Consider the following 14,649-nt stretch of genomic DNA (forward strand, 5'->3'; position numbering starts at 1 on the left):
CTTCAGCTGTCTTCTTTGTGGGACCTTAAGTGACGGTGGTCAAACAGGCCGCGGATCAGGCTTGCCACCATAAAACAACCGGCTGCAACCGTCACAATGGTTGGCCCTGTTGGGGTGTCGCCGACAAAGGACACCCGCAGCCCGACAATGACCGAGAGCACGCCAACGGCCGCCGCGATCAAGGCCATCCGTTCCGGCGTATTGGCAAAGGCGCGCGCGGTGGCGGCGGGCACAATCAGCATAGCGGCAATGAGCAAAACCCCCACAACCTTGATCGCAACGGCCACTACAACGGCCAATGCCAGCGTTAGGATCAACTGCTCGCGCCGGGGGTCGATGCCTGCGGCATGGGCCAGATCGGGGTTCAAAGTTGACGTCAACAACGCGGACCACCGCCAGACCAACAGGGCCAGCGTCGCGGTAGCGCCCGACCAGATCACCGCCAGATCCATATGGCCAACGGCCAGAATGTCGCCAAAGAGATAGGACATCAGATCAATGCGCACCCAATGCAGGAACGACACCGCAACCAGCCCAAGCGCCAGGGCCGTGTGCGCAAGGACTCCCAACAACGTATCCATCGCATAGCCACGCCCTGACAGGGTCGAAACCGTGGTGGCCATCGCCAATGCGGTGACCAGAACACCACCAAAGACGGATACGTCAAAGGCCAGCGCCAAAGCCACGCCCAGGATCGAGGCATGGGCGGTGGCATCGCCAAAATAGGCCATCCGTCGCCAGACCACGAAACAGCCCAAAGGCGCGGCGGCAAGGGCCAGACCAATGCCCGCCAGGGCCGCGCGGATCAGGAAATCATCCAATAGGGTCATGCCGCAGGTCCTTCGTCCAGGTGGTCGTGGCTGTGGGTGTGTTCGTGGCGATAAAGCGCCAGTGCGCCTTGGGTGCCCGTGCCAAACAACGCCCGGTACTCGGGGGCCGAGGCGACGAGTTCTGGCGTACCTTCACAACAGATATGGCCGTTCAGACAGATCACCCGGTCCGAGGCGGCCATGACCACATGCAGCTCGTGGCTGACCATCAAAACCGCGCAGCCCATCTCTTGACGGACCTGTTCGATTTGCCGGTAAAAGGCGGCGGATCCCGGTTGGTCCAGCCCCTGGGTCGCCTCATCCAGGATCAACAGATGCGGTTTGCACAGCAGGGCGCGCGCCAGCAGCACCCGCTGGAACTGACCACCCGACAGGTTGGTCATTTGTCGGTCGGCCAAAGCGGCCACACCGGCCTGTTCCAATGCCGCGTGGGCCACGCTGTCCGAGACCCGCACCGGCAGGCTCAGGAAACGGCGCACGGTCAGGGGCAGTGTGGGATCAATATGCAGTTTTTGCGGCACGTAACCGATGCGCAAGCCCGCCATACGGGTCACCGTCCCGACCGAGGGTTTCACCGCGCCGATTACATTGCGCAGCAAGGAAGACTTGCCCGACCCGTTGGGACCGACCACGGTGACGATCTCACCCTGTTTTATGGCAAAGTCGACGTTCGACAGAACCGTGCGCCCGCCATATTTCAGGCTGACACCGGTCAAAGAGACAAGGGTCATTGTGTCGTGGCATCCCGGCATGTGGCGCACAGGCCTACGGCTTCGATCACGGTGCGCTCAATGTGAAATCCAATGGCCTCTGCCGCTGCACCCAATTCGCCAGAAGACGGTTCCGTATGCGCCTCTGCGACTTTTTCGCAGCTGCGGCAGATCAAGAAGGCGGGTGCGTGATGCTGCCCCGGATGGGTGCAGGCAATAAAGGCGTTCAGCCGTTCAATCTTATGTGCGAACCGATGCTTTACCAGAAATTCCAAAGCCCGATAGGCCACGGGGGGCTGGGCGCTTTGCCCTTCGCTGCGCAACCGATCCAGGATTTCATACGCGCCCCAGGCGCGATGCTCTTCGAGCATAATCGTCAGAACCTTGCGCCGGATGGGCGTAAACTGCAGCTTGTGCGTCTCGCAATACGCATCCACCTCCTGCATGGTTTTGTCTGTACATACAGAATGGTCGTGAATTTCAAAACTGATAGACCCCATCAGAGCCTCCCAAGACGCAGCGCTTCGATCTTGATATGTTATCACATGCTCTATAACAACCCAGGCAACGTTATATCATTACATGGAGCGTGAAATGAAACGGTCTTCCAGCGCAGCAATTGCAATGCTGCTGTCGACAACAGGTCTGGCATCAGCAGATGTCCCAAATGTGGTGACGGATATCGCCCCTGTGCACGGGCTTGTCTCGCGGGTTATGGCAGGTGTTGGGGAACCTTCGCTGCTGGTGCGTCCGGGCAGCTCTCCTCATGGGTACAGCATGCGCCCGTCAGAAGCGCGCGCGCTTGATCAGGCCAACCTGGTGTTCTGGGTGGGTCACGAGCTGACGCCTTGGCTGGAAGGCCCGATCGAAGAACTGGGCGGTGACGCGCATGTGATCGAGCTGCTGGAGGCCAAAGGCACCGTCCATCACGATTTCCGCACTGGCGCAACCTTTGAAGCGCATGATCACGGCGATCATGATGAACATGGCCACGAAGATCATGAAGAGCATGCCCATGACGACCATGGTCATGATGATCACGACGATCACGCACATGACGACCACGGCCACGATGATCACGACGATCACGCCCATGATGACCATGGCCACGATGATCACGACGATCATGCCCATGAAGAGCACGGCCGCGATGATCATGAAGAGCATGCCCACGATGACCATGGTCAAGATGATCACGACCATGACGGATTGGACCCGCATGCCTGGCTAGCTCCTGAAAATGGCAAAGCGTGGCTGAGCGCGATTGCCGAAGAACTGTCAGAGCTGGATCCGGAGAACGCAGCCACCTATGCGGCAAACGCCGCAGCCGGGCAGGCTGAGATCGACGCCGTTGTCGCAAGCCTGCGCCCCGATCTGGCCCTGGTGGCAGAGACCCCATTTGTGGTCTTCCACGATGCCTATCAGTATTTCGAACATTCCTTTGATCTGGCGGCAGCTGGTGCCATTTCGCTGGGTGACGCAGCCAGACCAAGCGCGGCGCGCCTGGCTGAGATCCACGAAACCGTGCGCGAGCTGGGCGTGGTCTGCGTGTTCTCAGAACCGCAGTACAACCAGAGCCTGGTGCATTCGGTAGCCGAAGCAGGCGACATCAAAGAGCTGGTTATGGACCCGCTTGGTTTTGAGATCGCGTTGGGGGCAGCGTTTTACCCGAACTTGTTACAGGATTTGGGCGCGTCTTTGGCTGCTTGTAAATAAGTAACGACCCTTTCGTGCGGCGCGTCAGAAACGCGCGCCGCACGATTTGATCAAATATTTCTGGATCGCTTTGCATCTTTCTGGCACACCCATCTTGTCGCCCGCTAACACAAGGAGACGGCCTGTGGATCTGCTGACAGCCAATGATGCGATCGGAACCTATCCCAATTCCTATTACGCCGCGACTGCGCGCCCGCTGGAGCCCTTTGCGCCGCTGGCCGGGTCTGAACGCTGTGACGTCTGCGTCGTGGGTGGTGGCTTTATGGGGCTGTCTACTGCGCTCCATTTGGCCAAGGCGGGCTATGATGTTGTTCTGTTGGATGCGCAGCGGGTTGGCTTTGGCGCATCCGGGCGCAATGGCGGCCAGGTGGGGCAGGGACAGCGGGTCGAACAGGATGAGCTGGAGACTATGCTGGGCCTGGATCATGCCCGCGCGCTGTGGAAACTGGCCAATCAATCGGTGGATCTGGTGCGGGATCTGTCTGCGGACCCGCGTGTGGAGGCGACGTTTCACCCCGGTATCATTCATGCAGACCACCGCCCGCGGTATGTGCGCCACAGCCAGGCCTATGCGGAGAAGTTGAACAGCGAATACGGCTATGACCAGATCCGGTTTGTGGATCAGGAGGAAATGCGGCAGCTGGTCAATTCGCCCGTCTATTACGGCGGCACGTTGGATATGGGCGCGGGACATATTCACCCGCTGGCCTTTGCCTTTGGTCTGGCGCGTATGGCCCGTGATGCCGGGGTGCGGATCCTTGAACAAAGCAAGGTCACCGCGATGACCGATGGCGCCCGTGTTCAGGTCATGACGGCAGGCGGGCAGGTGGATGCGCAGCATGTGGTGCTGGGCTGCAATGGATATCTTGGCGATCTGGCCCCCAAGGTTGCGGCGAAGGTGATGCCGATCAACAATTACGTTGTGGCCACGCGCCCGCTGGATCCGGTGGCGCAAGAGGCGGTCATACGCAACAACCTTGCGGTGGCAGACAGTAAGTTTGTGGTGAATTACTTCCGGTTTTCAGACGACCACCGGCTGTTGTTTGGCGGCACCGAAAGCTATGGCTATCGCTTTCCACAGGACATCGCCCGTGCGGTGCGCCGCCCGATGCGCGAGATCTTCCCGCAGCTCTCCGAGGTCGAGATTGACTATGCCTGGGGTGGAACCTTGGGCATCACCATGAATCGCATGCCCCATTTCGAACGTCTGTCCGGCAATATCATGAGCCTCTCTGGCTTTTCGGGGCACGGGGTTGCAATGGCCACGTTGGCGGGGCAAATCGCGGCTGAATTGGTGGCAGGTCAGGCCGAACGTTTTGATATTTTTGCCAAGATTCCAATGGCTTCGTTTCCCGGTGGGCCGCGGCTGCGCAGCCCGCTTTTGGTGGCGGCGATGCTGTGGTACGCGCTCAGAGATCGTATATAGCCCGAACTACGTAGTGTTACGTCTTCTCGCTGAGATTGCGTTAAATCTCTCTAAAGGTGTTTATTTGACGCAATAATCTATGTATAGTTGAATATGTTTTGGCCAAGCTTGTTTTTAATGAGTGCGCCGCCATCAAACAGATCACGTGTTCGGTTCACATGAGTCGATGGCGCACGCTAGGTTCGTTCGTGAGGGCATGACCATGCCAAGTTCGCTAGTTCCACGTTCCGCAACGATCCTCTTGATCGAGGAAGACGCAGCCGTGCGGTTTATGATGCGCGAAATCGCGCGGGCACTGGATATCAAAGTTGAAACTGCGCGTTCCTGCCGCGAGGGGCTGATCTGGCTGCGCCAGCATCCCCGCCAGTTTGCACTAATCATCCTAAACCTTCAACTGTGCGGCAAAGGCACGGATGACACTGTAAACTCCATCCGCGCCGATGATCAGGCTGAGGTGCGCGATATTCCTATTGTCGGCGTCACCGAAGACCATTTTTTCCCAAATGACACCACTGCGTCGCGGGCACGGGTGGACGCCTTCCTGCACAAACCCGTCACCCCGGCTGAGCTGTTGTCGTTGATGGATCGTTACGTCCCACCCGCTGCGGTCAACAGCTAATAGCCGGGCCGGAGCTTAGCCGCGCCCGCGATAGGGGGGCACGCCCTGATCCGGGATCCAGACCCCTTGGGGCATGTCACCGGTCTGCCAGAAGACATCAATTGGAATGCCGCCACGCGGATACCAATAGCCGCCAATACGCAGCCATTTGGGGTCCAGAAACTCCACCAGGCGTCGCCCAATGGAAACGGTGCAATCTTCGTGGAAGGCTCCGTGGTTGCGAAAAGCGCCCAGGAACAGTTTCAGCGCTTTGCTTTCCACCAGCCATTCTCCCGGCACATAGTCGATCACCAGATGGGCAAAATCGGGCTGGCCGGTCATCGGGCATAGCGAGGTGAATTCGGGCGCGGTAAAGCGCACATTATACATGACATCGGCTTGTGGGTTCTGGACACGCTCCAACACGGCCTCTTCGGGGGAGGCGGGCATCACGGTTGCGCCGCCCAGTTGTTGCAGATTGCTGTAAATATCGTCAGTCATATCAGCTCCTTGGGGTCAGACGCCCCGTTTGTTGCCCCACAGAAGAACATGCAGCTGCGGTAGGATGCGCGGGGTGAACCAGTGGTCAGATGTGGCTTTTTCGACCAGCCACAACAGGCGGGCGATGTTCTCGGCCACCGGGCTGGCCTGATCCGGATCCGAGGCTGGATTGCCGGGCTGCAAAAACAGCGGCATGTCCGGATAGCTGGCCGCAACCTGTTGCGCCCAGGCGTAATCCGCATCGTCAAAGATCACGATTTTCAACACGGTCTCGGGCCCGACACCCGCGGTTTCCAGACAGGTTTCAAAGGCCGCCCAGTCATGGGTTTCACCGCTGGATGGCGGCTTGGGCGACAGAACCAGCGTATCAAGATCTGCAAACCAGGGTTTTGCAATGGAGCCTTGCGTCTCAACTGCAAAACGGTAGCCGTCAGCCTTGCCGCGTTCGATGACCGGTGCAAAATCCTGGATCGCGGGGTTGCCCCCGCTGATTGACACCGTCAGCGGCTTGCCACCCGACAGGCGCAGGACCTCCTCCCAGATGGCATCCGGTGACATCGGCGTCCAAGTGTGGCGATAGGCGCTGTCGACCGCATGCAGGCTGTCGCACCAGCTGCACCGAAAATCGCAGCCACCGGCGCGAATGAAAACGGTTGGCTCCCCGATCAAGGCGCCTTCGCCCTGAATCGTGGGTCCGAAAATCTCGGCTATACGCAGGATCATGGTCGGTATTCCGCCCAGATCTTGGGTGTTTCTGCGATCCGTACGGCACAAATCTCGGGCCAGTATTCCTTGCACCAGTCAAAGAAATGCTTGGCCAAAACCTCGGACGTGGGCTTGGCGAGCACATCGTTCAGGTGACGATGGTCAAAACATTCGTCGATATAGTTTTTCAGTAGGTCAAGATCGCGGTATTCGCGTACGAAACCGTGTTCGTTCAGTTCGGCTGCTGACAGTTCCACGGTGACAACATAGTTGTGCCCGTGCACGCGTTTGCACGGGTGGCCGTCTTCCAGCGTTGTCAGATTGTGAGAGGCGGAGAATTGGAATTCCTTGGCGATGCGATACATTACACGGCCTCCTGATCGGTGGCCGTGCGCCAGAAGTCCGGGTCTTCATACGCGGTGGGGTCTGGCAGACCTGCCAGATGAAACGCCTCGCGCCGTTCAACACAGGTCCCGCAGCGCCCGCAATGATGGGTTCCGCCCTTGTAACAGGACCAGGTCTCGGCAAAGGGGGTGTTCACAGCCGTACCAGCCGTGGCGATGTCGGCCTTTGATTTATGCACAAACGGTGTGAACAGCTGGACATTTGCATAGCCATCCAATGCGGCCGCCTGCATGGTATTAAACGCCTCGGTAAAGGCTGGGCGGCAGTCAGGATAGATAAAGTGATCCCCGCCATGCACGGCGGTGGCCACTGCGTCATCGCCATTGGCGGCGGCAATCCCAAAGGCAATGGTCAGCATAATTGCATTGCGGTTGGGGACCACGGTGACCTTCATCGTCTCTTCGGCATAATGGCCATCGGGGACGCCGATATCATCCGTCAGCGCCGATCCCGTCAGCGCGGCACCGATGCCACGCATATCAATCACGTCATGGGGCACCCCCAGCCGAGTGGCGGCGCGGGCGGCATAGTCCAGTTCTTTGCGGTGACGTTGGCCATAGTCAAACGAGACCAGGCGCGTTAGTTCATGCTCTTGGGCGACCACATGGGCCAGCGCAACGGAGTCCATCCCGCCAGAGCAGACAACAATAGTTTTCATCATGTAACCCTTGTTTTGATGACCGGGTAGGCTGCGACCGGTGTTCGCGGGGCTTTTGCGCAAGATCACCCCAAAGATCAAGTCTGAATGATGCGAAACTGTCTCAAATAAATTTAGGAAACGGAATATGGGCGGGGTTAATTCAGGTCTTCCAACAGTTTGCCATGTTTGCGTGTCTCGCAAAGAATTCGGTCAAATGTGGTGAGCCCGCGGGAATTCAGCATGGGCAGCATCCGGCACAGGACCTCGGCGGTGGCATGGGCATCACCCAAAGCTGTGTGGCGCAGGGCTGCCGGAATGGTCACATCCAGCCTGTCACATAAGGCATCCAGCGTATGGGGGGCGCTGGCTCCAAACAGAATCGCAGACAGCAACACGGTGTCCAGGATCGGCTGTGTCCACTCCAATTGGCTGGCGTTGCCATAGCGGCGCATAAAGGCCATATCAAAAGGCGCGTTATGGGCCACAATCACCGCACCGGTGGCATAGCGATGAAACTTCTGCGTTACGGTCATGGGATCAGGGGCGTCGGCGACCATCTTATCTGCGATCCCGTGCACTTTGGTAGAAGAGGCGGGAATAGCGCGACCGGGGTTGACCAGCGTGTTCATCTCTTCGCCCGCGACAATGCGGCCGTTGACGACGCGCACGGCACCCAGCTGTACAATGTCGTCCTTGTGCGGCATCAGCCCGGTGGTTTCGGTATCAAACACCACAAAATCCAGCTCCGTCAGCGCGCGATCTTTCAGCGGTTTCGGAGAGGTCTGGGTGCCGGTCAGAGAGAAGTCAAAGATCAGCGGCCTTGTGTCATCTGACGTGGCGGACAGATGGGCGTCATCAAGGATCAACATGTACCCCTGCCCATGGCTGAGCGCGATCATCCGGGCGTCGACCTCCAGATTACCGCCATCTGCCTGCAAGGTCACTTCAACCAGGGTGCGTTTGCCGCGCAGCTCTTTGTAACCCGCCAGAATGTCGCCTTGGTCAAAGTAATCAAAGATCGACGCATTGAGCCGGGGCACATGGATCTGCGCCAGAACATCTGCGGCCTGACCATCATAAAGGGTGATCTGATGGGCCGGGTTCACCAGCATGATGGCCATTGGAATATCGGTCAGCAATGCCGTCAGCTGGGCGCGTTCTGCGGCCAGATGTTGGGTCGCATCCGCCACGGCGCGGGCCGCCTTGGTGCTGCCATGCGAAAGCTGGCCGCTGATGGCGCGCGCGGCGGGGGCCAGATCGCCCAGATATTTGGCGTGGTCTGTTTCAATTGCGGAGGCCACACCGGCATGGGCACGGCTGCGCATCTCAGCCGACAGGCGCTCGATCGGTTTGGCGACGTTTTCGTCAAACAACAGCCAAACGCCTGCGGTGATGCCCAAAATGCCAATGCCCGCCACCAGACCAGCCGACAGGAACCCGCCCACCAGATCGCCGGTTGCCGCATGTGTGAGGCCGAGCCAAAGCCCCCCACCCAGAGCGGCCAGGCTGGACAGCGCAATCAGCGCAAAGAACAGTAAAACCCGTGTGCGCAGGCTGAGATCACGTCGCATGGTCCCCTCCGCATATGGTTGTCAAAACCGCATCATCCGCCGTCGAGGCCACCCAATCCGCGCCGGTCACGCGACCATCGGCGTGAAATTCGATCCCATCCGCCAGCGCAGCGCGCCGCGAACCCGGGCAATCGGCCAGAACCGGCAATTTGTGAATGCTGGACCAGCGACCATAGAAATAGAGATCTCCGAGCACCAGCCCCGGATGGCCTTCGTGGGTGCGCAGATTGGGCGTATCCACCGCCACAAAACGATCCACATAGGGAAACGCCAATGTCCAGGGGCGAAAGAAGGCCTTGTTTTCGACGGTTTCCGCCACGACCATCCCTTCGGGCAGGCTGCCTGCGGTGCGGGAATACCAGCTGTATTCGTTTGAGATCGTGACCCCGATCATCGCAAGTCCCGCGGCCACTGGTGTGAACCATCGGGGCAGGCGGCTGCCGGTGATCTTGTTCACCAGCATCATGACACCCGCCCCGCCAACACCAGCCAGGATCGTTGCAAGCAGTTCCAAAAACATAGTCTTCCTCCCAAGGGCAGCGCGGTGGCGGCCCGTATTAACTTAAAGTGCCGCGTCCCTGACCCACAGCGGATTGCATGGTTTTGACAACCACAAATGCATCCCGCAGATGACTGCGCTCCAAATCCGACAGTTCAGCGGGCAGCAAATAATTGTCCGGCGCTTTGCCTTGTTTGATCAAGGTGGCCTGATGTTGCAGCCGGGTTTCGGCGATCATGTCATAAGCGTCCAGGAGATCATGCGCCCCCGAAGAAGAGAGCCCCCCGGCATGCGCCGCCTCTTCCAGGCGGGCGCGTGTGTTGACGGATGTCAACTCGCCCTGCAGCGCATAGATCCGCGCCAGATCCACCACCGGCACCACGCCGTTGTGTTTCAGATCCAACTGGTTCTTGTGCTCGCCCGAGCGAATGGTGGCCAACCCCCGCAACAGGCCAAGCGGTGGCATATGTTTCAACGAATTGGACACCATATGCGCCACAAAGATCGAGTTTTTCTGCGCCTCTTCCAACGTGCGTTCCTGCAGATCAGTGAACAGGCTGCGATCCCCGGCGATGGCGCGCAGGTCAAACATGACCGAGGCCAGCATCTGGGCTTCGGGATCGGGCTTGTTGATCCAGGTGTTGAAATATTCGTTCCAGACCTTCAGCGGCTGACACCAGCGCGGATTGGTGGCCATCATATCACCGGGGCAATAGACGTAACCGCAGGTGTTGAGACCGTCGCTGACAAATTTTGCGAGGGTGCGGAAATAGGGCATGTCGCCCTCGGCCACATCATCATGCAGGATCAAGCAGTTGTCCTGATCACTGACGCCGGTCTGTTCGCGCCGTCCCTGCGATCCGCAGGCCAGCCACAGATAAGGCACCGGAGCGGGGCCAAATTGCGCCTCGGCCAGTTCCAGCAGGCGCAGGGTCACGGCATCGGCCACATCGGTGATCAGGCGGGTCACCACCTCGTGCCGGTTGCCCGTCCCGACCAGATGCACCAATAGGGCCGGGATACGGGCGGTGACCTCGGACATCTGGTCTGCGCTGTCGGCCTCGGCGATGTGATGCAGCAGTTCAGCGGAGGTGACGGCCTGAAACCGGGTCAGGTCGGTCTGGGTGATCATCCCCACTAACACGTCATTTTCGACAATTGGCACATGGCCGATGCGGCGGCTGATCATCAGATGCAGCACATCCGAGCCCAAAGCGGTAGGCGGCAGGGTCATCGGGTCACGCGCCATAATCGCGCCCACCGGTGTTTCCGGCGACAGTCCTTCGGCGACCACTTTGTTGGTCATGTCCTTGGTTGTGAGAATGCCAAGAAGCTGGCGTCCGCTGCCCACGCATAGGGAAGAAATCCGGTGGTCTCGCATAATTTGTGCGGCGGTGTGTACGCTGTCCTCCGGGGCGCAGATTTTTGGCTCAACGGCCATCAGATCTTGTACGCGGCTGTTGGCCAGGGTTTGATTGGTCGTCTTTTCCATGCGCGAGCGGTCAAAGAATTTGCGCGCGGCCGCGCTTTGACTGCGAAACGCTTCAAAATCCTGGGGGGAGAGCATCAGGATCAAACTGTCTTCTTCGGCGCGGGCATTGGTGACGGTGATACCATCGCGCAAGAGCCCGCGTTCGCCAAAGGAATTCCTGAGCCCCAGATGCGAGACCACAGCGCCATTGCTGTCGGTGACCTCAACCCCGCCTTCGTGGATTAAAAACAGGCCGGGAGCCGGTGTGTCATAGCGATAGATCCAGTCGCCTGCCTGATAACGCCGGGCTTTAAATTGCTGGGCCAAAAGGGTCAGCGCGTCGGGTTCCAGCGCGTCATAGGGGTGCACGGATTTCAGGAACCGGGTGATCTGCTCTGTGTTCAACGCCATGGGACACACCATAAAGAAATGAAAAAGGCCCTGTCCGGCGAGGATGCCGAACAGGACCGGTTTTGCCAAGGCCGGGCAGGAGGTTTCCCGCCCAGCCCCGTGGTCTTAGTGGTCCTGTGCAGCACCTGCGCCACGTGGGACGCGAACGCTTTCGACCAGTTCCTTGATCTCTTGCGGGGTCTCTTTGGTCATACCTGCAACAACGAAGGCCACACCAAAGTTCACCGCCGCACCAATTGCACCAAAGGAAGTGGATTTGATGGTGCCCAGCAGCGGATCTGCATCCGAGAAGCTGGCGGTGCCAGGGATGAAGAACCAACCCTTGTGCAAGAAGATGTAAAGCAGGGTTACGGTCAGACCTGCAATCATACCTGCAACCGCGCCGGTGTTGTTGATGCGGGTCGAGAAGATCCCCATCATCAGCGCCGGGAAGATCGAGGCCGCCGCGAGACCAAACGCCAGGGCCACGGTTTGCGCCGCAAAGCCCGGTGGGTTCAGACCCAAGTAAGTTGCAACCGCAATCGCAACAGCCATTGCAATACGGGCTGACAGCAGTTCGCCTTTTTCCGAGATACCCGGATTGATCGACCCTTTGATCAGGTCGTGGCTCACCGCCGATGAGATCGCAAGCAACAGACCCGCCGCCGTGGACAGCGCGGCCGCCAGACCACCTGCAGCCACCAGACCGATCACCCAGCTGGGCAGGTTGGCAATTTCAGGATTGGCCAGAACCAGAATGTCGCGGTTGAACTTGGTCAGCTCGTTGCCGGCCCAGCCGTTTGCTTCGGCCACAGCAGCCATATCGGCGCTCTTGTCGTTATAGTACTGGATCGCACCGTCGCCGTTTTTGTCTTCCCATGCCAACAGGCCGGTTTTCTGCCATGTGGACATCCAGTCGTACTGCGGATCTTCTTCGATCTGCTGAACGGTCACAGCACCACCATCGATGCCACCATTGGGCCACATCATTTCAGTGATGTTCAGACGCGCCATCGCACCCACAGCCGGAGCCGTCAGATAAAGCAGAGCGATGAACACTAGGGTCCAGCCTGCAGACCAACGCGCATCCGCAACACGCGGAACGGTAAAGAAGCGCATGATAACGTGCGGCAGACCGGCGGTACCAATCATCAGCGACAGGGTGAACAGAACCATGTTGAAGGTGTCAGAGTGGTGGGCGGTGTATTCGTTAAAGCCCAGCTCGGTCACAATCGCGTCCAGTTTTGCCAGCAGTGGCTCACCTGATGCGGCGTGTTCCCCAAACAGACCCAGCGCCGGGATCGGGGTGCCGGTCAACTGCAGCGAGATGAAGATCGCCGGAATGGTGTAAGCCATGATCAGAACGCAGTATTGCGCAACTTGGGTGTATGTCACACCTTTCATGCCGCCAAATACCGCATAGGCAAAGACCACACAGGCACCGATCAGCAGACCTGCGGTGTTGCTGACTTCCAGGAAGCGACCGAAGGCCACACCCACACCGGTCATCTGACCAATCACATAGGTGGTCGAGGCAACGATCAGACAGATCACCGCAACAACACGCGCAGTCGGGCTGTAGAAACGGTCGCCGATGAACTCTGACACGGTGAATTTGCCAAATTTGCGCAGATAAGGCGCAAGCAGCAGGGCCAGCAGAACATAACCACCGGTCCACCCCATCAGGAAGGTCGAGTTGTCATAGCCGGTAAAGGCAATCAGGCCCGCCATCGAAATGAACGAGGCCGCAGACATCCAGTCCGCTGCTGTCGCCATACCGTTGGTGACCGGGTGAACGCCGCGACCCGCAGCGTAGAATTCAGATGTGGAACCCGCGCGGGCCCAGATCGCGATGCCGATGTAAAGCGCAAAGGATGCGCCCACAAACAGCAGGTTGATAACAAACTGATCCATCGTGATTACTCCTCTTCCACGCCGTGTTCACGATCCAGCGAGTTCATGCGCCAGGCGTAAAAGAAAATCAGGGCCAGAAAGACCAGAATGGACCCTTGTTGCGCGAACCAGAAGCCCAGGTCAGAGCCTCCAACGGAAATACCCGCCAGAAGCGGGCGCAGCAGAATGCCAAAGCCAAAAGATACCAGCGCCCAGATCACGAGGCTGACATAGATAATGCGCAGGTTGGCTTGCCAGTAAGTCTTGTCAGACTCGCTGGTCGCCGACCCGGTTGTGGATTGATCCGTCATAGCGGCTCTCCTTTCCTCCATACATGGGCGTTTCGATTGTCCTCCCCGAAGCGCCCGCTCCCTTGGTGTGCGGTTCTTTGTGACCGCACGATGCCCCTGGTCCTACGAACTCAGGAAAAATTGGGGCGTTGGTCCGGCGGAAACACCCGCCGAACCAGATACTCACAACGCGTCTGAAACAATGTCACCCAATGCGGTGGTGATCTCATCGATCGCGCCCATAGCGTCGATCGATGCCAGCACCCCTTTGGTTTGATAGTATTTTACCAAAGGTGCTGTCTGTGCGTGATAGGCCTCCAGACGGCTTGCAACGGTCTCGGCCTTGTCATCGGCGCGCCGCTTCATCTCGGTGCTGCCGCAATTGTCACAGGTGCCTTGAACTTTGGGCTGTTTGAAGTTGTCGTGATAACCTTCACCGCAGGAGCCACATGTGTAGCGCCCGGAAATCCGTTCCACCATCGCCGCATCATCCACCTCCAGGCTGATGGCGGCATTGATACGTTGACCGGTTTCATCCAACAGCTCATCCAGCGCGGCGGCCTGAACCGTGGTGCGCGGGAAGCCATCCAAGATTACGCCCTGCTGGCAATCATCTTCGGCCAGGCGGTCCCGCAGGATATTGATCACGATCTCATCCGAGACCAGACCACCCGCTTCCATAACCGCTTTGGCCGCTTGGCCGGCCTCGGTTCCGGCCGCAACAGCGGCGCGCAGCAGATCCCCGGTGCTGAGCTGCACCAGGCCAAATTTCTCTTCCAAACGCCGGGCTTGCGTCCCCTTACCAGCACCCGGAGGGCCCAGCAGGATCAATACGGCGGGGCGTGTAAGGACATCACCGTCCATCATAACATCTCTCCTCGTTACGTCTTGCTGCGGTTGGCGATGAGGTCGTCGACGACGGAGGGGTCGGCGAGGGTTGAGGTGTCGCCCAAGGCTCCGAAGTCGTTTTCTGCAATTTTGCGCAAGATGCGGCGCATGATTTT

At 58.8% G+C, this 14,649-nt stretch carries 16 protein-coding genes; 3 read left to right on the forward strand and 13 right to left on the reverse strand.

Features of this window, described 5'->3' with window-relative positions; genetic code table 11:
• Positions 1 to 2 precede the first annotated feature (2 nt).
• Genes GFB49_RS14675 through GFB49_RS14685 form a run of 3 tightly spaced genes read right to left on the reverse strand, consistent with a single transcriptional unit; the run spans position 3 to position 2,040 of the window.
• Positions 3 to 830 carry a metal ABC transporter permease gene (locus GFB49_RS14675; protein ID WP_153216672.1) on the reverse strand — a complete coding sequence of 276 codons (828 nt, stop codon included), beginning with the start codon at positions 828 to 830 and terminating at the stop codon, positions 3 to 5.
• On the reverse strand, positions 827 to 1,561 hold the full coding sequence (locus GFB49_RS14680) for an ATP-binding cassette domain-containing protein (RefSeq protein ID WP_153216673.1): 735 nt from the start codon (positions 1,559 to 1,561) through the stop codon (positions 827 to 829). Before GFB49_RS14680 ends, GFB49_RS14675 begins: the two co-directional genes overlap by 4 nt.
• Complete coding sequence (locus GFB49_RS14685; protein ID WP_153216674.1) at positions 1,558 to 2,040, reverse strand: Fur family transcriptional regulator; 483 nt, start codon at positions 2,038 to 2,040, stop codon at positions 1,558 to 1,560. Before GFB49_RS14685 ends, GFB49_RS14680 begins: the two co-directional genes overlap by 4 nt.
• A gap of 94 nt (positions 2,041 to 2,134) precedes the next feature.
• On the opposite strand from GFB49_RS14685, the gene GFB49_RS14690 reads away from it, so the two are divergent.
• From GFB49_RS14690 to GFB49_RS14700, 3 genes are all read left to right on the forward strand, one after another.
• Positions 2,135 to 3,256, forward strand: coding sequence for a zinc ABC transporter substrate-binding protein (locus GFB49_RS14690; RefSeq protein ID WP_214644966.1), 1,122 nt, complete (start codon positions 2,135 to 2,137; stop codon positions 3,254 to 3,256).
• Positions 3,257 to 3,380: 124 nt separating this feature from the next.
• Complete coding sequence (locus GFB49_RS14695; protein WP_343032590.1) at positions 3,381 to 4,682, forward strand: NAD(P)/FAD-dependent oxidoreductase; 1,302 nt, start codon at positions 3,381 to 3,383, stop codon at positions 4,680 to 4,682.
• Positions 4,683 to 4,884: 202 nt separating this feature from the next.
• Positions 4,885 to 5,301, forward strand: a complete 417-nt coding sequence (locus GFB49_RS14700; protein WP_194269363.1) for a response regulator — start codon at positions 4,885 to 4,887, stop codon at positions 5,299 to 5,301.
• A 15-nt stretch (positions 5,302 to 5,316) separates the two neighbouring features.
• On the opposite strand, the gene queF is transcribed toward GFB49_RS14700, so the two are convergent.
• The 10 genes from queF to GFB49_RS14750 form a co-directional block, all read right to left on the reverse strand.
• Entirely contained in the window at positions 5,317 to 5,781 is a 465-nt protein-coding gene (queF, locus tag GFB49_RS14705) for a preQ(1) synthase (RefSeq protein WP_153216678.1), read from the reverse strand.
• Positions 5,782 to 5,796: 15 nt separating this feature from the next.
• Positions 5,797 to 6,504, reverse strand: a complete 708-nt coding sequence (gene queE, locus GFB49_RS14710; RefSeq protein WP_153216679.1) for a 7-carboxy-7-deazaguanine synthase QueE — start codon at positions 6,502 to 6,504, stop codon at positions 5,797 to 5,799.
• Positions 6,501 to 6,851, reverse strand: coding sequence for a 6-pyruvoyl trahydropterin synthase family protein (locus GFB49_RS14715; protein WP_153216680.1), 351 nt, complete (start codon positions 6,849 to 6,851; stop codon positions 6,501 to 6,503). Before GFB49_RS14715 ends, queE begins: the two co-directional genes overlap by 4 nt.
• On the reverse strand, positions 6,851 to 7,549 hold the full coding sequence (gene queC / locus GFB49_RS14720; RefSeq protein WP_153216681.1) for a 7-cyano-7-deazaguanine synthase QueC: 699 nt from the start codon (positions 7,547 to 7,549) through the stop codon (positions 6,851 to 6,853). The genes GFB49_RS14715 and queC overlap by 1 nt, the downstream gene beginning before the upstream one ends.
• A 137-nt stretch (positions 7,550 to 7,686) precedes the next feature.
• Positions 7,687 to 9,102, reverse strand: a complete 1,416-nt coding sequence (locus tag GFB49_RS14725; RefSeq protein WP_153216682.1) for a 3'-5' exonuclease — start codon at positions 9,100 to 9,102, stop codon at positions 7,687 to 7,689.
• Complete coding sequence (locus GFB49_RS14730) at positions 9,092 to 9,622, reverse strand: hypothetical protein (RefSeq protein WP_153216683.1); 531 nt, start codon at positions 9,620 to 9,622, stop codon at positions 9,092 to 9,094. The genes GFB49_RS14725 and GFB49_RS14730 overlap by 11 nt, the downstream gene beginning before the upstream one ends.
• A gap of 37 nt (positions 9,623 to 9,659) precedes the next feature.
• Entirely contained in the window at positions 9,660 to 11,483 is a 1,824-nt protein-coding gene (locus GFB49_RS14735; RefSeq protein WP_153216684.1) for a DUF294 nucleotidyltransferase-like domain-containing protein, read from the reverse strand.
• A 105-nt stretch (positions 11,484 to 11,588) separates the two neighbouring features.
• A complete protein-coding gene (locus tag GFB49_RS14740) occupies positions 11,589 to 13,376 on the reverse strand; it encodes a sodium:solute symporter family protein (protein ID WP_153216685.1) in 1,788 nt (595 codons plus the stop codon).
• Between the two features lie 5 nt (positions 13,377 to 13,381).
• Entirely contained in the window at positions 13,382 to 13,666 is a 285-nt protein-coding gene (locus GFB49_RS14745; RefSeq protein WP_153216686.1) for a DUF4212 domain-containing protein, read from the reverse strand.
• A gap of 162 nt (positions 13,667 to 13,828) precedes the next feature.
• Positions 13,829 to 14,509: an adenylate kinase gene (locus tag GFB49_RS14750; protein ID WP_153216697.1), complete on the reverse strand. Its 681-nt coding sequence runs from the start codon at positions 14,507 to 14,509 to the stop codon at positions 13,829 to 13,831.
• Between the last annotated feature and the right edge of the window lie 140 nt (positions 14,510 to 14,649).

The sequence above is a fragment of the Tritonibacter litoralis genome (assembly GCF_009496005.1).
Lineage (GTDB): Bacteria > Pseudomonadota > Alphaproteobacteria > Rhodobacterales > Rhodobacteraceae > Epibacterium > Epibacterium litoralis.

Coding starts and splice junctions, on each gene's coding strand:
- GFB49_RS14690 (WP_214644966.1), top strand. CDS start 2,135: ATGAAACGGTCTTCCAGCGCAGCAATTGCAATGCTGCTGTCGACAACA.
- GFB49_RS14730 (WP_153216683.1), bottom strand. CDS start 9,622: ATGTTTTTGGAACTGCTTGCAACGATCCTGGCTGGTGTTGGCGGGGCG.
- GFB49_RS14745 (WP_153216686.1), bottom strand. CDS start 13,666: ATGACGGATCAATCCACAACCGGGTCGGCGACCAGCGAGTCTGACAAG.
- GFB49_RS14685 (WP_153216674.1), bottom strand. CDS start 2,040: ATGGGGTCTATCAGTTTTGAAATTCACGACCATTCTGTATGTACAGAC.
- GFB49_RS14700 (WP_194269363.1), top strand. CDS start 4,885: ATGCCAAGTTCGCTAGTTCCACGTTCCGCAACGATCCTCTTGATCGAG.
- GFB49_RS14735 (WP_153216684.1), bottom strand. CDS start 11,483: ATGGCGTTGAACACAGAGCAGATCACCCGGTTCCTGAAATCCGTGCAC.
- queF (WP_153216678.1), bottom strand. CDS start 5,781: ATGACTGACGATATTTACAGCAATCTGCAACAACTGGGCGGCGCAACC.
- GFB49_RS14740 (WP_153216685.1), bottom strand. CDS start 13,376: ATGGATCAGTTTGTTATCAACCTGCTGTTTGTGGGCGCATCCTTTGCG.
- GFB49_RS14725 (WP_153216682.1), bottom strand. CDS start 9,102: ATGCGACGTGATCTCAGCCTGCGCACACGGGTTTTACTGTTCTTTGCG.
- queC (WP_153216681.1), bottom strand. CDS start 7,549: ATGAAAACTATTGTTGTCTGCTCTGGCGGGATGGACTCCGTTGCGCTG.
- GFB49_RS14675 (WP_153216672.1), bottom strand. CDS start 830: ATGACCCTATTGGATGATTTCCTGATCCGCGCGGCCCTGGCGGGCATT.
- GFB49_RS14715 (WP_153216680.1), bottom strand. CDS start 6,851: ATGTATCGCATCGCCAAGGAATTCCAATTCTCCGCCTCTCACAATCTG.
- GFB49_RS14750 (WP_153216697.1), bottom strand. CDS start 14,509: ATGGACGGTGATGTCCTTACACGCCCCGCCGTATTGATCCTGCTGGGC.
- GFB49_RS14680 (WP_153216673.1), bottom strand. CDS start 1,561: ATGACCCTTGTCTCTTTGACCGGTGTCAGCCTGAAATATGGCGGGCGC.
- queE (WP_153216679.1), bottom strand. CDS start 6,504: ATGATCCTGCGTATAGCCGAGATTTTCGGACCCACGATTCAGGGCGAA.